The 18867-nt window shown below is 55.0% G+C and carries 16 protein-coding genes; 6 read left to right on the top strand and 10 right to left on the bottom strand.

The features are described 5' to 3' along the window. Positions 1 to 14: 14 nt before the first annotated feature. The 3 genes from uxuA (at position 15) to ACQE32_RS12080 (ending at position 4118) form a co-directional block, all read left to right on the top strand. Positions 15 to 1199, top strand: a complete 1185-nt coding sequence (gene uxuA / locus ACQE32_RS12090) for a mannonate dehydratase (protein WP_426973979.1) — start codon at positions 15 to 17, stop codon at positions 1197 to 1199. Positions 1200 to 1608: 409 nt separating this feature from the next. Beyond that, entirely contained in the window at positions 1609 to 3114 is a 1506-nt protein-coding gene (gene proP / locus ACQE32_RS12085) for a glycine betaine/L-proline transporter ProP (protein WP_426973978.1), read from the top strand. Positions 3115 to 3287: 173 nt separating this feature from the next. After that, a complete protein-coding gene (locus ACQE32_RS12080; protein WP_426981296.1) occupies positions 3288 to 4118 on the top strand; it encodes an MBL fold metallo-hydrolase in 831 nt (276 codons plus the stop codon). 32 nt (positions 4119 to 4150) lie between these two features. On the opposite strand, the gene ACQE32_RS12075 is transcribed toward ACQE32_RS12080, so the two are convergent. Next, positions 4151 to 4624 (bottom strand): Hsp20 family protein, encoded by a 474-nt coding sequence (locus tag ACQE32_RS12075; protein WP_426973976.1) that lies wholly within the window; start codon positions 4622 to 4624, stop codon positions 4151 to 4153. Between the two features lie 314 nt (positions 4625 to 4938). Here ACQE32_RS12075 and hemB point away from each other — a divergent pair, with 314 nt between their 5' ends. Next, positions 4939 to 5916: a porphobilinogen synthase gene (hemB, locus tag ACQE32_RS12070; protein WP_426981298.1), complete on the top strand. Its 978-nt coding sequence runs from the start codon at positions 4939 to 4941 to the stop codon at positions 5914 to 5916. A 255-nt stretch (positions 5917 to 6171) separates the two neighbouring features. Next, positions 6172 to 7140 carry a sensor domain-containing diguanylate cyclase gene (locus ACQE32_RS12065; protein WP_426981300.1) on the top strand — a complete coding sequence of 323 codons (969 nt, stop codon included), beginning with the start codon at positions 6172 to 6174 and terminating at the stop codon, positions 7138 to 7140. 5 nt (positions 7141 to 7145) lie between these two features. On the opposite strand, the gene pqqF is transcribed toward ACQE32_RS12065, so the two are convergent. The 9 genes from pqqF to ACQE32_RS12020 all read right to left on the bottom strand — a co-directional run bounded on the left by pqqF (position 7146) and on the right by ACQE32_RS12020 (position 17799). Continuing rightward, positions 7146 to 9521, bottom strand: a complete 2376-nt coding sequence (gene pqqF / locus ACQE32_RS12060) for a pyrroloquinoline quinone biosynthesis protein PqqF (protein ID WP_427021843.1) — start codon at positions 9519 to 9521, stop codon at positions 7146 to 7148. Then, the gene (gene pqqE / locus ACQE32_RS12055) at positions 9521 to 10684 is read right to left on the bottom strand and encodes a pyrroloquinoline quinone biosynthesis protein PqqE (RefSeq protein WP_426973972.1); all 1164 of its coding nucleotides are present in this window, start codon (positions 10682 to 10684) and stop codon (positions 9521 to 9523) included. Before pqqE ends, pqqF begins: the two co-directional genes overlap by 1 nt. Then, entirely contained in the window at positions 10653 to 10931 is a 279-nt protein-coding gene (pqqD, locus tag ACQE32_RS12050) for a pyrroloquinoline quinone biosynthesis peptide chaperone PqqD (protein ID WP_426973971.1), read from the bottom strand. Before pqqD ends, pqqE begins: the two co-directional genes overlap by 32 nt. Next, positions 10931 to 11686, bottom strand: a complete 756-nt coding sequence (gene pqqC, locus ACQE32_RS12045; RefSeq protein WP_426973970.1) for a pyrroloquinoline-quinone synthase PqqC — start codon at positions 11684 to 11686, stop codon at positions 10931 to 10933. Before pqqC ends, pqqD begins: the two co-directional genes overlap by 1 nt. Positions 11687 to 11688: 2 nt before the next feature. Beyond that, on the bottom strand, positions 11689 to 12600 hold the full coding sequence (gene pqqB, locus ACQE32_RS12040) for a pyrroloquinoline quinone biosynthesis protein PqqB (RefSeq protein ID WP_426981305.1): 912 nt from the start codon (positions 12598 to 12600) through the stop codon (positions 11689 to 11691). Between the two features lie 53 nt (positions 12601 to 12653). Further along, on the bottom strand, positions 12654 to 12731 hold the full coding sequence (gene pqqA / locus ACQE32_RS12035; protein ID WP_071883753.1) for a pyrroloquinoline quinone precursor peptide PqqA: 78 nt from the start codon (positions 12729 to 12731) through the stop codon (positions 12654 to 12656). Positions 12732 to 12861: 130 nt separating this feature from the next. Further along, entirely contained in the window at positions 12862 to 13902 is a 1041-nt protein-coding gene (locus tag ACQE32_RS12030) for a dipeptidase (RefSeq protein ID WP_426981306.1), read from the bottom strand. Further along, a complete protein-coding gene (locus ACQE32_RS12025; RefSeq protein ID WP_426973968.1) occupies positions 13899 to 14897 on the bottom strand; it encodes an alpha/beta fold hydrolase in 999 nt (332 codons plus the stop codon). Before ACQE32_RS12025 ends, ACQE32_RS12030 begins: the two co-directional genes overlap by 4 nt. A 127-nt stretch (positions 14898 to 15024) precedes the next feature. Continuing rightward, the gene (locus tag ACQE32_RS12020; RefSeq protein ID WP_426973967.1) at positions 15025 to 17799 is read right to left on the bottom strand and encodes an autotransporter outer membrane beta-barrel domain-containing protein; all 2775 of its coding nucleotides are present in this window, start codon (positions 17797 to 17799) and stop codon (positions 15025 to 15027) included. 568 nt (positions 17800 to 18367) lie between these two features. Here ACQE32_RS12020 and ACQE32_RS12015 point away from each other — a divergent pair. Then, the gene (locus ACQE32_RS12015; protein WP_085068741.1) at positions 18368 to 18865 is read left to right on the top strand and encodes a CinA family protein; all 498 of its coding nucleotides are present in this window, start codon (positions 18368 to 18370) and stop codon (positions 18863 to 18865) included. Positions 18866 to 18867 lie beyond the last annotated feature (2 nt).

The raw sequence follows: 18867 nt of genomic DNA, 5'->3' as shown, positions 1-18867 counted from the left end.
ATACAGGAGAGCTTATGGAACACACCTGGCGCTGGTATGGCCCTAACGACCCCGTTACGCTGGATGATGCGCGCCAGGCGGGCGCTACCGGCATCGTTACCGCTCTGCATCATATTCCGAACGGTGAAATATGGACCATTGATGAAATCAAAGCGCGACAGGCGCAGCTGGCGGAAAAGGGGCTTTACTGGTCAGTGGTGGAAAGCGTTCCGGTCCATGAGGCGATTAAAACCCAGCGCGGCGACTGGCAACGTTATATTGCCAACTATCAGCAGTCGCTGCGCAATCTGGCCGCCTGTGGCATCGATACCGTTTGCTATAACTTTATGCCGGTGCTTGACTGGACGCGTACCGATCTGGGCTGGCAGTTACCTAACGGCGCGCGCGCCCTGCGCTTTGACGCCATCGCTTTTGCCGCTTTTGAACTGCATATTCTCCGGCGTCCCGGCGCACAGGAAACCTACAGCGAAGAAGAGCAGCGTCAGGCAGCCGATTACTATGCCGCCATGACGCCGGAAGCGATCGCCACGCTGACACGCAACATTATCGCTGGTCTGCCTGGTGCAGAAGAAGGCTATACGCTGGAACAGTTTCAGGCGCAGCTGTCGCAATATGATGGCATCGATAAAGCGCGCCTGCGTGAACATATGGCAACGTTCCTGCGCGCTATCGTACCGGTGGCGGAGGAGTCAGGAATGATGCTGGCGGTACACCCGGACGATCCGCCGCGCCCTATCCTTGGCCTGCCGCGCATTATCTCAACCCAGGAAGATATGCAATGGTTAACCGAGACGGTGAACAGCCTGCATAACGGTTTCACCTTTTGCACCGGCTCTTACGGCGTGCGCGCCGATAACAATCTGGTACAGATGGCGAAAACCTATGCTGACCGCATCCATTTCATTCACCTGCGCGCCACACAGCGCGAAGAAAACCCCAACAGTTTTCATGAGGCGGAACATCTGGCGGGCGATGTGGATATGGTCGGCGTCATCAAGGTGATTCTGGAAGAGGAGCAGCGCCGACGTCGTGCCGGCAAAGAGCGCGCTATCCCTATGCGCCCCGATCATGGTCATCAGATGCTGGACGACCTGCATAAAAAAACCAACCCCGGCTATTCCGCTATTGGTCGCCTCAAAGGGCTGGCTGAGCTGCGTGGCGTTGAGCTGGCGCTAAAGCAGTGCTTTTTTACCGATTAATCACGCTTACGTTTCTTCAGGACTCAACTTCCCTGTCAAAGCGCCGACGTCAGGCGCTTTATTAACTCACGCCATTTTTTAATCCTGCTGACAGCGGAAAAACGCCCCTTTCCTGCCAGGATTTAAGCAGGCCGCTGCTCCAGCAGAGTGTGCTGCCCTGACGGTAAACGGTTATTTTCTATACGCATTTAGACGCTACTTTTAGCACAGATGTAACATTTTTTGCGTTCTGGCGATATACTGTGAAATCGCAGGGTAATAGTTTCTTAAAGTTATTATCGCAGGCGATGATAAATTGAGCCGGATCTCCCGGCAGGAAAAATTTCCTCAACGCCGCGATCTGACATTTCTCACTTCGGTTTGCATCGTTGAGGAAATTAAATTAATCAGCAAACACAGGGCGAATGATATGAAACTACGTAGGAAGCGTGTAAAACCTATTGCGCTTGATGACGTTACCATCATTGATGACTCACGTTTACGCAAGGCAATTACCGCCGCATCGTTAGGCAATGCGATGGAGTGGTTCGATTTTGGGGTATATGGTTTTGTCGCCTATGCCCTGGGTAAAGTTTTTTTCCCTGGCGCCGATCCCGGCGTTCAGATGATCGCCGCACTGGCGACCTTTTCCGTTCCTTTCCTGATCCGTCCGTTGGGCGGGCTGTTCTTCGGCAGGCTTGGCGATAAGTATGGACGCCAGAAAATCCTGTCGATCACTATTATTATCATGTCGCTCAGTACTTTCTGTATCGGTTTAATCCCCTCTTACGCCTCGATTGGTATTTGGGCACCAATACTGCTGCTGCTGGCGAAAATGGCTCAGGGTTTCTCCGTTGGAGGGGAATATACCGGCGCGTCGATCTTCGTGGCGGAATACTCGCCTGACCGCAAACGCGGCTTTATGGGAAGCTGGCTCGATTTCGGCTCCATCGCCGGCTTTGTGCTGGGCGCGGGCCTGGTGGTCTTGATCTCAACCATTGTTGGCGAAGAAAACTTCCTGTCGTGGGGCTGGCGTCTGCCGTTCTTCCTGGCGCTGCCGCTGGGCATCATCGGTCTGTATCTACGTCATGCGCTGGAAGAAACGCCTGCGTTCCAACAGCATGTGGAAAAACTGGAACAGGGCGATCGTGAAGGCTTGCGCGAAGGGCCAAAAGTTTCTTTCCGCGAAATTGCCACTAAGCACTGGAAAAGTCTGCTGGCCTGCGTTGGCCTGGTAATTGCCACCAACGTGACTTATTACATGCTGCTGACTTATATGCCGAGCTATCTCTCGCATAACCTGCACTACCCGGAAGACCATGGCGTATTGATCATTATCGCTATTATGATAGGCATGCTGTTTATCCAGCCGATCATCGGCCTGCTGAGCGACCGTTTTGGCCGTCGTCCGTTTGTGATTATCGGCAGTACCGCGTTGCTGCTGCTGGCAATTCCCGCCTTTATGCTGATTAACAGTAATGTGCTGGGGCTGATTTTTGCCGGTCTGCTGATGCTGGCGATTGTGCTTAACTGCTTTACAGGCGTAATGGCCTCATCGCTGCCAGCGATGTTCCCGACACATATTCGCTACAGCGCGCTGGCCAGCGCCTTTAATATTTCGGTATTAATTGCCGGTCTGACGCCAACTGTGGCGGCCTGGTTGGTAGAGGCGTCTAACGATCTCTATATGCCGGCTTACTATCTGATGGTGATCGCGGTTATCGGTTTAATTACCGGTATTATGATGAAAGAGACCGCCAACAAACCGCTGAAGGGCGCAACCCCGGCGGCCTCGGATATTAACGAGGCGCGTGAAATCCTGCAGGAACATCACGATAATATCGAGCATAAAATCGACGATATTACCGAAGAGATCGCTAAGCTGGAGGAGAAACGTAAGAATCTGATCCAGCAGCATCCGCGCATTAACGAGTAACAAAAAGGCCCCTCGCAGAGGGGCTTTTTTTTAGGCCGCCCACTTTAGTTTTGCAGCAACGATCCCATTCACGTAGCGCCATTTCACTCTTCTGCCGCCGTTGCGCAGGTTGCCGTCTGGCTTGCTGGCCCATTAGCGCCCACACTTAGACTTTACGTGTAAGGAGGAAGACTATGCGGATACACCACCTGAGCTGTGGTTCGATGTGTCCTTTTGGCGGCGCGTTGTATGATGGCTTCAGTAAAGGATTGCATGCCCACCTGGTCTGTCACTGCCTGCTGATTGAGACCGAGCGCGACGGGCTGGTGCTGGTTGATACCGGTTTTGGCGAGCAGGATCTTCGTCACGATTCACGTATCGCCCTTTTCTTTCGGCAGTTGAATAATATTCAGCGTCGCCCCGAACTTAGCGCGTTGGCGCAGGTTCAACGTTTGGGCTTTCAGGCGCAGGATGTCCGCCATATTGTACTGACGCATCTCGATTTCGATCACGCCGGTGGGCTAACCGACTTTCCCCATGCGCGTGTTCACCTGCTGCAACAGGAGCTGGAAACCAGTCATCACCGCAACAACTGGCTACAGCGACGACGCTACCGCCCGGCTCAATGGCCCGGCAACGTCCAGTGGCAAACCTACCAGCCGCAGGGCGAAAGCTGGCAGGGATTTACCGCAGTGAAAGCGTTAAATGGCCTTCCCCCTGAAATTCTGTTCATTCCGCTGCCGGGCCATACGCCAGGGCATGCGGGCGTTGCCATTCAGCAGGATGATGGCTGGCTGCTGCACGGCGGCGATGCCTGGTTTTATCGCGGAGAAATGTATCAGCAGCAGCGCCATTGCACGCCGGGGTTGCGTTTTTATCAGTGGATGATGGCGACTGATAATGCGGCGCGGCGGGAAAATCAGCAGCGGCTACGGACGCTGTCGCTGAGCCGCGAGGAAAACATCACTCTGTTTTGCAGCCACGATGCAAAAGAGCTGGCCAGAATGCAGGCGCGCAGCCGATAAAAAAACCCCGGCGACAGGGCCGGGGACGACTATCAGGCGTTGTGTTCAATAACCCGCTGCTGGCTTTCAATCGCAATTTTGCGCGGTTTCTCGCTTTCAGGGATCTCCTGATACAGCGAAATTTCCAGCAGGCCATGCTCCAGACGCGCACGCTCCACTTTGACATGCTGCGGCAGAGCAAAGCTGACGCTAAAGTTATGTCGGCTGATGCCGCGATGCAGCCAGGCGCTTTTTTCATCCTGCTGGTGTTGTTCTTCAAGGCGTTTACCGCTAACGGTCAGCTGGCCGCCTGTGGCGCTGATGTCCAGCTCTTCCTCTTTCCAGCCAGGAACGCTGAGCATTATGGAATAGTGGCTTTCATCAAGACGTTTAATATCACAGGCTGGCGTAGTGGCCAGCGGCGCATCCCCGGTTAACTGACTAAACAGCCGATCGATACGGTTAAAACGATCGGAAAACAGCGTGTCGGTAACGTCGGGGAACAGAGAAAGTGATTTGAATGCCATGAATAACCTCCTGAAAATCTCTCATTGAGCCGTCAAAAGCTTAAACATGTCAGGGAGAGCGCCTCCCTGAGCACTATGTATGTGCTGGCAACCTTTTTTCAAGCGGCGCTTAAAATAATGATTTTTTATATTAAAAATAACTGCTCAGATCCGGCAGGAATATTAAACGGCGGAATGTTGCCTGGCTGTTAAATATAATTATTAAGTCACGGTTACGGTTAATTTTTTGCCTGAAATGTCGCACGGGAAGTTTCCCCCGATAATCTAAAAGCGCGTACACTATGATGACTTTTTCACCTGTACAGCAAATAACTATGTCTGATATTTCTCTGATTAATCGTCCCAGAAGATTACGTAAAAGCGCCGCGCTGCGCGATATGTTCCAGGAAACCACGCTGAGCCGCAACGATCTGGCCCTGCCGATCTTTGTTGAAGAAGGCGTGGATGATTACAAAGCGATTGAAGCGATGCCGGGCGTTATGCGCATTCCGGAAAAACGCCTGGCTTATGAAATTGAACGCATTGCTAAAGCAGGTATTCGTTCAGTAATGACCTTCGGTATTTCCCATCATACCGACGCCACCGGCAGCGATGCCTGGCAGGAAAATGGCCTGGTGGCGCGTATGTCGCGCATCTGCAAAGATACGGTGCCGGAAATGATCGTTATGTCCGATACCTGCTTCTGCGAATACACCTCACACGGCCACTGCGGCGTATTGTGCGATCACGGTGTTGATAATGATGCAACGCTGATTAACCTTGGCAAGCAGGCAGTGGTCGCCGCGCAGGCGGGCGCTGATTTTATTGCGCCCTCTGCGGCAATGGATGGTCAGGTTGCAGCGATTCGTCGGGCGCTGGATGAAGCTGGCTTTACCGATACCGCGATTATGTCCTACTCCACTAAATTTGCGTCATCCTTCTACGGCCCGTTCCGTGAAGCCGCAGGCACGGCGCTGAAAGGCGATCGTAAAACCTATCAGATGAACCCCATGAACCGTCGTGAAGCGATCCGTGAGTCATTGATTGATGCGGCGGAAGGGGCTGATTCGCTGATGGTTAAACCGGCGGGCGCTTACCTGGATATTCTGCGCGATATTCGTGAACGCACTGAATTGCCGCTGGCGGCTTATCAGGTAAGCGGTGAGTATGCGATGATCAAGTTTGCCGCTCAGGCAGGCGCGATCAATGAAGACGCGGTGATTCTGGAAAGCCTGGGAGCGATTAAACGCGCCGGCGCGGATCTCATCTTTAGCTATTTTGCTCTCGATCTGGCAGAACGTAATCTGCTGTAAGGTCTCTTACAGGCAGCCGACCGGCTGCCTGTATCACACTCATTGATAGGTTTTTTCCTTCTCAGGTTTACCTCCTTCCGCAGGCCAGCTAAGGTAAATATTTCACTCAGATTGCTACTGCTTGCCAGGCGGCGCGCTGACGTTGATTTATCCCTGAATCATATCAGCGTGAATTCACCCTGAAGTTGTGCCTTTTCTGACCGATACTGTCACCAGAAGTACATAAATCAAAAAATATAAAGTTTGAAGGCTTTTATGAAAACACCAAGAATCCCTGCAAATGAGCCTCAGCGTCTGAGCGAGCTTCATGCGCTGAAAATATTAAACACGCCCGCCGAGGAGCGTTTCGATCGTCTGACGCGCCTGGCGAAACGGCTGTTTAACGTTTCAGTATCGGTTGTCAGCCTGCTGGATGCCGAGCATCAATGGTTTAAATCAGGAGACGGCATCAGCGTTACCCAAACCGCACGCGATATCTCTTTTTGTGGCCATGCCATTCTGCAGGATGATGTGATGGTGGTGGAGAATGCCTGCAACGATCCGCGTTTCTATGATAATCCGCTGGTGATCGGCGAGCCGCATATCCGTTTCTATGCGGGATGCCCGCTGCGCGCGCCTAACGGGGCCAAAGTGGGCACGCTATGCATTCTGGATAACCAGGCGCGCACTTTTAATGGTGAAGACGTCTGCGCGCTGCGCGACCTGGCCTCTATGGCTGAAGCAGAGCTGCTGAATTTCCAGGCAGCCACTTCTGACGAACTCACGCAGATATCCAACCGACGCGGCTTTATGACCCTGGGACAGATGCTGCTGAAAGAGTGCGCGCTGCGCCACTACTCTGCCTGCCTGGCGTTTTTCGACCTCGATCAGTTTAAACAAATCAACGATACCTTTGGGCATCGGGAAGGCGACCGGGCCTTGATGGATTTTGCTGACGCGCTGAAAACCAGCTTTCGTCAGTCGGCGTTATTTGCCCGTCTCGGCGGCGATGAGTTTGTGGTGCTGTTTATCGATACGAATCAACAGCAGGCGAACGCGCGGCTGGAAGATTTTCGTGCCGAGCTGCAACGTTATATGGAGCCGCTTGATCGCCGCTACCGCCTGGATTTTTCCGTAGGAATGGTGGAGTTTGATCCCACCCAGCCGCAACCGCTTACGGGATTGCTGAGTCAAAGCGACGATATTATGTATCAACATAAAAAAGCGCGTCGCCAGCGCCACTAAGCTGCTTATTCAGTCTCTGCCGCACACTGCCACCACCAGACGCGATCGCACAGCTTTTGATGCCAGGCAATCAGCCCGGGCGCATCCAGACGCTCAAGCAGCTGGCGCGCCGCCGGAGAAGTCAGATCGGGAAAAGCCAGCGCCTGACGCGCCTGCTCCAGCGTATCACCCTCTGGCTGGAGCCGCTGCCACAGTCGTTCACGCTTTTCCGCCAGCTCATCAGCGGAAAGACAGGCAAGCTCATTTTCCATTACCCGTAAAAAACGCTGAATATGCGTTAACAACGCGGCGGCATTATGCTGCGGCGACTGCAGCGCAAACAGTATTCCTGTACGATCGGCCGCATGATGAAAACTGCAGCTCACCACGTAGCCGACCTGCTGTTCTACGCGCAGACGCTGAAAGAAGGCTGGCTGATAAATCAGCGCCAGCATCCGCCACGCCAGCTGTGCCTCAAGACCAGGCTGCGTCAGCGGGCAAAACAGCAGCAGGGCCGTATCGCCCTGCGTCAGGCGCAGAGCGTGCTGCTGCCCCGGCTGCGGCTCGCATGGCAGCCAGTCGGTTACACGTTGTACGCGCCCCGGCATGCGGCTCAATAGTCGGGAGAGCCTTTGGGTCAGCGCCTGGCCGCCGCCAACCAGCGCCGCCTGCCAGACAATTTCATTCAGTTTCGCACAGAGCGACTGCTGCGCCAGCAGCCAGCGCGGCAGTTGGCTAAGCAGCTGACGTACCGGGATCTCACCCTGCTCTTGCTGCTGCTCTCGCTGCCAGGCGCGCGCGCCTGCATCCAGCGAGGTAAAGGTGTGCAGCCGCGAAACGATCGCCGCCAGCGCTGCCACCATCAATGCCGGTTCACCGCTCAGCTGAAGCTGCCAGATGCCCTGCCGCCGTTCAACGCTTAATCTGCCGCCCTGATGCGCCAGGCTGGCTGATAACGCACGCAGCGCCGCCTGTAAGGCGTAGCCCAACGCATCGGTAATGGGTTTCTCCGGCACCGGACGCAGCGTTAATACCGCAGGCGCAGAGGCAGGTAAATAGAGTAAGGGAACCGCTCTGTGAGGTAGGGTTTGCGGCGCCAGCAGCGGCGGAAAAGGCCAGAAACGCAGCGGCAAAGCGGTAGTGGCGGGAGTATGCTGCAAAGGCGCGTGGATAAACTCAAATCCGGCCGATGAGGTCATCTCGCCCTGTACGGTCTCATCCAGCCACAGTCGGCTGACTTCGGCGTTCTGTAACTGCTCCAGCCAATGTTGCCACTTATCTGGCGTAACTGACGCGGGCGGCGCGAAGCCGAACGCCCGATCGCGTAGGCGATCGAGCGCGCTTTTATCGGCATGCTGGCGCTGCGCCAGCTGCAAATAATGGTTTAACTGGGAGGCGGTAAAGTCAGCAAGCTGAGCAAGCCACTGCCGCAGCGCAGCCTCCAGCGTTGCAGTGAGCGTGGGGCGCACATGGGCCGGTACAAAACAGACGGCAATCAGCGCCGCCCCTCCGCCGCGCCAGACCTCCTGCAAACTCACGCCATCACAAATATCAGCGGCTCGCAGCTGCGCCAGCAGGCCGCCTTCCGCCTCATCCAGTAGCAGCTGCTGCAACAGTGCGCACCAGCCCGCATCGCTCTCCTGCCAATGGTTAAGAGCAAAGGTTAGCGTGAATTGCGACGCGCCTGTGATGCGCACCGCACCATCCGCACGCGCCTGTAAATGGGCAGGCGATACAGCCGGGGCGTCAATGGATACGGGCAGGCTTGCCCCGCAGCACCGGGCAATGGCTTCCAGCTCAGCCAGCGGCTGCGGGCCGGAAAGCCAAAGCGTCATCGCCCCCGCATGATAGCGCTGCTGATGAAAATCTTGCAGCGCCTGACGTAATCGGCTGGGAGCTTCGCCAAAGCTGGCGCGGTTGCCGACGTGAAAACGCTGCATCGCGGGCGGGCCCTGAAAAAAGTACCGCTGCGCCACGCCGGTTAGCGTTTGGGCATCCTGACACAGCAGACGATATTCGGCGTCAATCACCGCCGTTTCCTGCGCAATCGCCTCTGATGAAAACTGCGGGCACGCCAGCATATCCACCAGCCGCATCAGCCCCGCTTCCAGCCCGCTGGCGGGCAGGCTAAAGAAATAGGCGGTGCGATCGGCGCGAGTGGTGGCATTAAGGCGGCCTCCCTGCGCGGGTACCCAGCTCATGAGGCGTTGCTGACCGCTATAGCTTGCGCTACCGGTAAACAGCAGATGCTCCAGCAGATGCGCCAGACCCGGCCACTGCTCTGGCTCATGGTCGCTGCCGCTGGCGACCTGTAGCAGCGCTGCCGCTTCTGACGCCTGCGCGTCGTGCAGCAGCCGCACCGTCAGACCATTATCGAGCCGTAACGAGGCCGCCTGCGACATTATGCGTTCGCCTTAAAGATCAGCTGAGAATTAACCCGATTGCGGAACTGCAGCTGGCTGATTTGCATCTGGGTGCAGTTGGCCGCCTCGCGCGCCGCAATGATTTTGCCGTGATGCGGCGATTTCGCGCAGACCGGATCGGCATTATCGGCATTGCCGGTCAGCATAAAGGCCTGACAGCGGCAGCCGCCGAAATCCTTCTCTTTTTCGTCACAGGAGCGGCAAGGCTCCGGCATCCAGTCAAAGCCGCGATAGCGATTAAAGCCGAAAGAGTCATACCAGATATGCTGCAGGTCATGCTCCAGCACTGACGGAAACGTGACCGGCAGCTGACGCGCGCTGTGACACGGCAGCGCGGTGCCTTCCGGCGTCACGCTGAGGAAAATCGCGCCCCAGCCGCCCATACAGCCTTTGGGACGTTCTTCATAATAATCTGGCGTAACAAACAGCAAATTGGTCAGGCTGCCGCTTTCCGCCATGCGCTCGCGGTACTGCTTCACCACCTGCTCGGCACGTTCAATCTGTTCGCGCGTTGGCAGCAGGCCTTCTCGATTGAGCTGCGCCCAACCGTAAAACTGACAGGTCGCCAGTTCGACGTCATCCGCCTCCAGTTCGATGCACAGCTCGATAATGCGATCGATCTGGTCGATATTATGGCGATGCAGCACGAAGTTCAGCACCATCGGATAACCGTGCGCTTTGACCGCCCGCGCCATTTCCAGCTTCTGCCGGAAGGCTTTTTCCGAACCGGCCAGCGCGGCGTTCAGGGTTTCATCGCTGGCCTGGAAGCTGATTTGAATATGATCCAGCCCGGCCTCAGCAAAGCTATCAATCTTTTTCTCGGTCAGCCCGATGCCGGAGGTGATCAGGTTGGTGTAAAAACCGAGATTGCGTGCGGCAGCAATCAGCTCCGGCAGATCTTTACGCACCAGCGGCTCGCCGCCGGAAAAGCCGATCTGCACGCTGCCCATCGCCCGTGCCTGTCGAAACACTTCAATCCACTGCTCAGTAGTCAGCTCTTTATCTTGTTGAGCAAAGTCGAGCGGGTTGGAGCAGTAAGGGCACTGCAGCGGGCAGCGGTAGGTTAACTCCGCCAGCAGCCACAGCGGCGGATTCACCGCCGGTTTCCGTTCAGTCACGGAAGATGATCCACTTCTGTTCATAGGCCTGACCAAAAAATTCAGTAACGTCGTTGCCCAGATCGGGCACGCCGGGGAAGCGCGCGCTCAGCTCGGCGACGATATCGCCCAGCGTCCGCTTGCCGTCCACCAGCAGTAAAATTTCAGCAGCGCTGCCGTTGAGTCGCGCCATTCCTTCCGGATAGAGCATAACATGACAGTTCTGCGTCTCTTCCCACTGCAGGCGAAAGCCACGGCGGAACTGCGGCGTCTGTAAAGCGTTGATTTCCATTACACCAGTCTCGTTTTATGCCAGGCGAGATCCGCCGTTACCGTATGGTAAGGCGGTCGTTTTATTTCATACGCCATCGTCATCGCGTCCAGCATGCTCCACAGGATATCCAGCTTGAACTGCAGGATTTCCAGCATGCGCTGCTGTTTCTCTACCGTGTCGCAATACTCCAGCGCCAGTTGCAGGCCATGCTCCACGTCGCGGTTCGCCTGGCTCAAACGGCTGCGGAAATAGTCGTAGCCTTCCGCTTCGATCCACGGATAGTGCTGCGGCCAGCTGTCGAGCCGCGCCTGATGGATCTGCGGCGCAAACAGCTCGGTCAAAGAGCTGCAGGCTGCTTCCTGCCAGTTAGCGCGTCGGGCAAAGTTGACATAGGCATCTACGGCGAAGCGTACGCCGGGCAACACCAGCGCTTCCGACTGCACCACCTCGCGTTTCAGGCCTACCGCCTCGCCCAGTCGCAGCCAGGCCTCAATGCCGCCTTCGCTGTCGCCGTTGCCGTCGTGATCGAGAATGCGCTGCACCCACTTGCGACGCACCTCCGGATGCGGACAGTTAGCCATAATGGCGGCATCCTTCAGCGGAATATTGGTCTGATAGTAGTAGCGGTTCGCTACCCAGCCCTGAATCTGTTCGCGCGTGGCTGTGCCGTTATGCATCGCGATATGGTAGGGATGATGAATATGGTAATAAGCGCCTTTGGCGCGCAGCGCCTGTTCAAAAGCCTGCGGCGAAAGCGGCTGTGCCTGCGTCATGGTTATACCTCGATTAACATGCCATCCCAGCTCACTTCGATGCCCTGCTGCGTCAGGCTTTGGCGCTCGGCGGACTCTTCATCCAGGATGGGGTTGGTGTTGTTAATATGAATCAGAATTTTGCGTTCTGCCGGCAGTGACGCCAGCAGCGCAGCCAGCCCCTGCTCTTCTGAGAGCGCCAGATGGCCCATATCTTTACCGGTGTTTTTGCCGACGCCGGTGGCCGCCAGTTCGTTATCACGCCACAGCGTGCCGTCAATCAGCAGGCAATCCGCCTTTTGCAGCCATGGCATCAACGCATCATCAGGCTCGCCCAGCCCCGGCGCGTACAGCAGGCTTTTACCGCTGCTGCCGTCTTCAATAAACAGCGCCACGTTGTGGCCCGGCAATGGCCGATCGCGCCAGGGCGAGTAAGGCGGCGCATTGCTTAACAGCGGAATGGCGGTAAAGCGCAGGCTTTGGCACACGCTGACGCTAAAGGTCTGCTCCGGCACGATGCCGTGATGAATCAGGCCGCCGTTCCAGTGGGAAAGCATGGTGAATACCGGAAAGCCGGTAGTGAGATCCTGATGGACCTCCTCCGTACACCAGACATGATGCGGACAGCCTTCACGCAAATTGAGTAAGCCCGCGCTATGATCGATTTGGCTGTCGGTAAGAATAATGGCGCCAATACCGGTGCCGCGCAGCACGTCGGGATTATTCAATTCGGGCGAAGCCAGCAGCTGATGGCAAATATCGGGAGAGACATTGCACAGCACCCAATCTTTTCCGTTATCGCTAATAGCGATAGAGGATTGCGTACGCCGCGAGGTTTTCATCGTGCCGTTACGCACGCCCTGGCAGTTTTTACAGTTACAGTTCCATTGCGGGAACCCTCCGCCAGCTGCGGAGCCAAGAACTTTGATCTGCATGTGATAACCGGGAAAGGAAAGAAACAGGCCCGCGACTGGCGCGGGCACAGGGATTAACGGTTGGAAATGTACAGAGTAACTTCCAGACCCAGACGTAAATCTTCAAATGCAGGTTTGATCCATGCAGACATAACTTTTCTCCTCTTAGCGTTAAAAATGACGGATTGTCACCATTAATTGCGGCAGGCAATCCGTGAGTTGTCAAATATGAAAATTTGGCAGCGCAGATGTTGCTCTAATGTGACCTGAATCGCAACTTTTCTATTGACCCCACGTGCGCTTTAACACGTGTAGCCAGTTACGCCAGGCCAGCTTCTCTTGCAGTTGCGCATCAATGCCGGCAGCGGCTAACGCCTCAAAAAGTCGGGGCATACCGCTCACATCGCCCAACGGCTCCGGCACGCTAATGCCATCAAAATCCGAGCCGAAGCCAACGCGATCTTCACCTAACTTATCAAGCAGAAAACACAAATGTTTAACAATTTCGTTAAGTGAAGTCTCAGCGTTGCGCGCGCCATCGGCGCGCAAAAAGGCGTTGCCAAAGTTTACGCCGACAAAGCCGTCGCTGGCAGCGATAGCTTCCAGTTGCGCATTGGTCAGGTTGCGCGGCTGGGCGCAAAGCGCATGCGCATTGGAATGCGTGGCTACCAGCGGCGCATCGCTCAGCTCGGCGGTTTGCCAAAAGGTTTTCTCGTTCATATGAGAAAGGTCGATCAGCAGCCGCCGCTGATTGCAGGCGCGGATCAGCGCCTTGCCCGCCGCCGTCATTCCCTCGCCGGTATCGGGCGAACCGGGAAAACCGCCGTTCACACCAACACCGAAGCGATTAGGCAGATTCCAGAAAGGCCCAATGCTACGCAGGCCGAGTTGGTAAAAGCGATCCAGCAGCGTCAGCTCCTCATCCAGCATCTCTGCGCCTTCGATATGCATCACCAGCGCCAGCACATCCTGCTGCAGGCACTGTTCAATATCGGCGGCCGTCACACAGAGCCGCGCCCGTCCAGCAGAGGCCTCCGCCAGCTGACGCAGAATGGCGATTTGCGCCTCGGCAATCGCCAGCGCGTCGTGCTGCGCCTGCACCAGGCTCACTTCCTGGCCGCGCTCTCCCGCCAGCCAGGCGACCGGCGGCACAAAGACCGCAAACAGCCCGCCAGCAAAGCCGCCCTGCCGCATACGTGGAAAATCGAGATGGCCCTGCTCCCGACCGGCGAAAAAAGCCTGCGCCGGATTATCGGCATGATTTACCCACAGGCGCAGCAACAAATCGTTGTGGCCATCAAAAAATTTTCCCGCAGTGATCATTTTAACGTTGCTAAATCCTCGATCAGCGCCTGGTGAAATTTCTCCGGCGCTTCCATTTGTGGCGCGTGTCCCATGCCGTCAAACTCTACCAGGCGGGCATGAGGAATGCGTTTTGCCGCCTCTTTGCCCAGCACCTCGTAGTGACCCAGCTGCGCCTTCACCTCCGGCGTGGCAATATCGCTGCCGATGGCGGTGGTATCGGCAGTACCGATAAACAGGGTGGTGGGAACACGCAGATCCGGCAATTCATAATAAACCGGCTGGGTATAGATCATGTCGTAGATCAGCGCAGAGTTCCAGGCGACTTTTTTATGCCCCGGCCCGCTGTTCAACCCGGCCAGCATATCAACCCATTTGTCATACTCCGGCTTCCACTGACCAGAGTAGTAGGTTTGCTGCTCATACTTTTTGATGCCTTCCGCCGACAGCTTCAGCTCGCGCTGATACCAGTCATCCACCGATCGCCAGGGCGCGCCCTTTGCTTTCCAGTCCTCAAGGCCGATAGGATTCACCATCACCAGCTTTTCGGTCTGCTGTGGATACATCAGCGCGTAACGCGTCGCCAGCATGCCGCCGGTAGAGTGGCCGATAACGATCGCTTTCTTCACGCCGAGATGCTGTAGTAGCTGATGGGTATTGTTAGCCAGTTGCTGGAAGCTGTACTGATAGTTAGCTGGTTTGGTCGAGGTACAAAAACCGATCTGATCCGGGGCGATAACCCGATAGCCTTGCTGGCTCAGAGCGCGCAGCGTGCTTTCCCAGGTGGCACCGCAAAAGTTTTTGCCGTGCATCAGCACCACAACGTGACCGTTGGCATTGCCGACCGGCTTAACATCCATATATCCCATGCTGAGCGACTGCTGCTGGGAAGAAAAAGTGAAGTGCTGTAGCGGATAAGGCATCGGAAAGCCTTCCAACTGCTCGCCGTAAGAAGCCGCAGCGGCGTTGCCCGCCGCCAGCATCAGCCCCAGGGCCAAGGACGTTAGCTTATTCATTATTTTGCTCCTGTGTAATGTGACCGCCGAAGCGGTAAAAAAACAACCAGTACGGCAAAAATATAAGCGCAATCAGGCCAGTCTGGAGCATGACTTAAGTAAAAGCAGGTAAAGGCAACTGCTCACTTTAGAAACTAAAGCGATAACCGGCGTTAAACTGTCGCTGATTAAACTGGCTTCCGGTGGAACTGTCCCCCTCCAGATAGAACACGTGCTGGCTGGCAATCTGCGCGCTAACGCCAAGGCCATTATTCCACGCGTTGCCTTTAAAGCTGTGCCATTCCGGCGAACCGTTGAGGCGATAATGAGTTTCACCTTTAAACTCACGCACAATGCCGCTTTTCAGGTAGAGATTGAGCTGTAAGCCATCCTGCTGCACACGATAGCCGAGCAGTGCGCTGGCGCGGCCCAGCAGAGAGTGATAGCCATCGAGGTCGATATGCAGACCGTTGGAGGCGACGAGACGATCATCTTGTTGACGGCTCCAGCTTAGTTGCAGCTGCGGTTCAAGGTAAAAACCCTGCGGTGCTGAGAAGAGCTCGATGCGTTTGCCGCCCTCCAGCGATGCGCTGTAACTATCCGTTGCGCCATAACCAGAGACCGTTGCCCCCTGAGAGTCTCTGACGTTAAAGCTGTTTTTCAGCCGCCCATATTTCACCATGCCATCCAGCCACAGGCCGTTATCCGCCAGCGCAGTGAGATAGATCCCGGCATGTTGCGATCGTTGATCGCCTCTGCCGGAAGCGTAATGGGCATTGCCGTGGGTGACGCCCATAAAGGCACCAAGAATGACCGGCGTTTCAGGCGTAATCTGTTTATCAATACCAAATTGCATGCCGGAGTAACTCAGGCGAAAACCGCTGAGTTTGCCGCTGCCAAAATCATCAAAGCGCCCGCCGATGCCACGGATCCAGCCGTTGCCCATATCTTTCTTTTGCCGCAGCTCGCCAAAGCGCTGCATCAACGTCTGCGTCTCGGCATAGTTAATCAAATAGGTAATATTCAGGAAATTAGCCCCTGCATCGGCCGTGCTGGTGAGCTCCGGCTGCTCGGGCGTCGGTACCGGTGCGGGCGCAGGCTCAAGGTTTTCCTCCAGATCCAACGCTGGCTTCGGCGTTACTTCTGGTGCGGGCGCGGGTTCCGGCGGCGCAGGTGCAGGACCTGGCGGCGCGGGGGTAGGTTCTGGTTCTGGTTCTGGCGCGGGCTCTGGTGCAGGTTCTGGCGGCACGGGTGCGGGCTCAGGGATCTCTGCAGTGCCGGTGGCGGACAGCTGCCAGTTCGGTCCTGTTTTTTGCAGCCCAAACAGATAGCCGCCCAGCTCCACTTTTTCCGTGGTGGGCGAAAGCGCAAAGCGTGCCTGACCATCCTGCGTTTTTACCATCGTCAGCACTTCCTGACCCGTGGTGCGCATATCGCCACGATTGAGTATCTGCAAATAGTGCCTGCCTGCGCTGTTGCCGGTTACCACCAGTTGATCGCTGCGCTGCGCAGCGATATCCGTCGTCAGCGCAAAAGTGCCGCTTCCGGCCAGATTGCCTACCGTAAGATGCGATCCCGGCTCGCCGCTCATAAAGTTAACCGTGCTGTTGTCCAGGGTTAAATTATCCACCCTGGCGTTGCCCGGCATATTCCACTGGCTTTGCTCCATTTTAATATTTAAAGAGCCGCCGTTAACCCTGTCGCTGGCAGTTACTCCCGTCAGCAGCGAGCCTGCCGTCATATTCAGATCGATATTACCGCCAGCGGCACTTACGCTGCCGACAATATCGATTAGCCCACTCAGGCTGATACGGCTGGCGCGAGATCCAGGAATATATTCAGTGCCCAGCGCCATATCCAGCGGCGAGGCCATACGAATAACCGTTTTTCCGGTTAAATCAATTTCACTGCCGCTTACGGCGTATGCGCCAATCGTTCCGCTATTGCCGGTAATCGCCAGGTTATCACCCTGTACCTTTCCCCCGCGCAGCGCCCATATGCCTATTGCCAGCCCATTGTCGCTGCGGATATCAATATCGCTCCAGGAGAGATTAACACTGGCTCCTTCAAACTGCGCCGAGACCGCATAAGAGCCGCTGGAAAAAATGTGGTTTCGCTGCGTCTCGCTACCGTTGAAGTTAACCGTTGCCGCCTCGCCACGCGCAACCAGTGCACCGCTGCGCTCGCTGTAAAGCGAGCTGCCTGCCCCGATCGTCGCCACGCCCTGCTCTCTGACTTCCAGCGCGTTGGCGAGATGACTGCCTGCGGTTTTAATCTGCAGTTCATCTGCCGTCAGCGTACCCAGGTTCCAGATCCCCATTGCGTCTTTGCCATGGGTTTCAATCCGGCTGCCGCGACCTAAATCTACCGTTGAGTTGGCCTGAATATTCATGCCGTAAGCGCGATCGCCTGCGGTGGTAATGGTAAGCCGGTTCGCCTTTAAACTGGCTGGCTCGCCGGATGCGCGATTATCCCGACCAAAAATATAGATACCGGTTGCCTCTGCACCGTGCGTCTGAATAAGCGAGTTCTCACCAATATCTATTCGGGTTCCCGCGTCGGAAATATATAATCCGTTGCCTACACCATGCGTAATTACGGTTAGCTCATCTGCTAATAAAGAAGCGTGATTACCCAGATAAACACCATTGGCCATCAGAGCGTTATTATTTACTTCAATACGGCTGCCGCGGCCTAAATTAATCTGCGCATCCTTTGCATCAACCTGAATACCGTAATGGCCATTGACATTAACCTTTAGTTGATTCGCCTGCAGAGTAGAATTATCGCCTTGTAAAAGAATGCCGCCTGCTACCGGCCCATTAACATTAACGCTGACGTTATTGCCTAAATTAATGGTGCTATTTGTTGCGCTAACGGGGTTACAAATACCGCAAAGGCCATTTTCACTACCCGTCACCACTATTTCATTTCCTTCACTTAGCGTCAGGAGACTATCCTTTTCCGCAGTAACCGACGCAAGCAAGGCCGCATCGTATGCCACAGGGGTAAAAGAGAGTAATGACAAAGATAAAGTGCCGCTAAGCGTTACGCTGTGCCGAATAAAATTCACTAAGGGTTTTATTTTAAATAAAGGTGTAATCACTGACTTTTTCCTCTTAAGCCTCGCCTGTTTCCGCTCGCAAAAAAAATATCACCGCTTGTTATTGCGGTAATAACCATGACGCATCAATAAAACAGAAGAAAAAAATTAAAAGGCGCACACAAAAATACCACCGTTATTAAAACCCTAGCATGAATATGAGTTATCTGGTTATTAACCCAAAAGAAATCATATTTATTAGATGATTGCTTACTGGCTGATTAAGAATATTTAAATAAACAATAGCGTTAAAATATTGATTAAGCGTCAGCAATAATAAATGCCCGCTTGCCCCACGAATTTTCTGATTCATGTAAGGAATTTATTTCAAACGAAATAAAGCGCATCTTCTACACTTAATTTATTCAACCGAGTAAGGAGAACGATAATGAACGAACAACTGCGGCAGGCTGCGTCGGAACTGGGAGAGATACTCAAAGGGGCAAAAGTTAAGCTGGCAACGGCAGAATCCTGTACCGGTGGTCTGGTCAGCATGTCGATGTGTTCCGCCAGCAGCAGTGCAGATTATTTCAGCAGCGGTTTCGTGACTTATACCAATGAAGCCAAAATGCGTTTGTTGAAAGTTGACGAGCGGACGCTGGAAAAATTTACCGCCGTTAGTCAGCCGACCGCCAGAGAGATGGCAGCGGGCGCAAAGGCACAATCTGGCGAAGCGGTGAGCCTGTCGGTTACCGGCTATGCCGGACCTGACGATGGCCCGGACGGCACGCCAGCCGGTACGATCTGGTTTGGCTGGGGCTTACCGGATGGGACCATTAAGGCAGAGAGAAAGCAGTTCAGCGGCGACAGCGAATCTGTTATTAACCAGGCGGCGCTTTTCGCTCTTACCCGACTAATGACCCTGTTAAAAGAAGCGAATCAATAAAA

The organism is Pantoea sp. FN0302 (assembly GCF_050113775.1).
GTDB lineage: Bacteria > Pseudomonadota > Gammaproteobacteria > Enterobacterales > Enterobacteriaceae > Mixta > Mixta alhagi.
This window is presented reverse-complemented; position numbering and strand designations above follow the sequence as displayed.

Coding starts and splice junctions, on each gene's coding strand:
- uxuA (WP_426973979.1), top strand. CDS start 15: ATGGAACACACCTGGCGCTGGTATGGCCCTAACGACCCCGTTACGCTG.
- proP (WP_426973978.1), top strand. CDS start 1,609: ATGAAACTACGTAGGAAGCGTGTAAAACCTATTGCGCTTGATGACGTT.
- ACQE32_RS12080 (WP_426981296.1), top strand. CDS start 3,288: ATGCGGATACACCACCTGAGCTGTGGTTCGATGTGTCCTTTTGGCGGC.
- ACQE32_RS12075 (WP_426973976.1), bottom strand. CDS start 4,624: ATGGCATTCAAATCACTTTCTCTGTTCCCCGACGTTACCGACACGCTG.
- hemB (WP_426981298.1), top strand. CDS start 4,939: ATGTCTGATATTTCTCTGATTAATCGTCCCAGAAGATTACGTAAAAGC.
- ACQE32_RS12065 (WP_426981300.1), top strand. CDS start 6,172: ATGAAAACACCAAGAATCCCTGCAAATGAGCCTCAGCGTCTGAGCGAG.
- pqqF (WP_427021843.1), bottom strand. CDS start 9,521: ATGTCGCAGGCGGCCTCGTTACGGCTCGATAATGGTCTGACGGTGCGG.
- pqqE (WP_426973972.1), bottom strand. CDS start 10,684: ATGAACAGAAGTGGATCATCTTCCGTGACTGAACGGAAACCGGCGGTG.
- pqqD (WP_426973971.1), bottom strand. CDS start 10,931: ATGGAAATCAACGCTTTACAGACGCCGCAGTTCCGCCGTGGCTTTCGC.
- pqqC (WP_426973970.1), bottom strand. CDS start 11,686: ATGACGCAGGCACAGCCGCTTTCGCCGCAGGCTTTTGAACAGGCGCTG.
- pqqB (WP_426981305.1), bottom strand. CDS start 12,600: ATGCAGATCAAAGTTCTTGGCTCCGCAGCTGGCGGAGGGTTCCCGCAA.
- pqqA (WP_071883753.1), bottom strand. CDS start 12,731: ATGTCTGCATGGATCAAACCTGCATTTGAAGATTTACGTCTGGGTCTG.
- ACQE32_RS12030 (WP_426981306.1), bottom strand. CDS start 13,902: ATGATCACTGCGGGAAAATTTTTTGATGGCCACAACGATTTGTTGCTG.
- ACQE32_RS12025 (WP_426973968.1), bottom strand. CDS start 14,897: ATGAATAAGCTAACGTCCTTGGCCCTGGGGCTGATGCTGGCGGCGGGC.
- ACQE32_RS12015 (WP_085068741.1), top strand. CDS start 18,368: ATGAACGAACAACTGCGGCAGGCTGCGTCGGAACTGGGAGAGATACTC.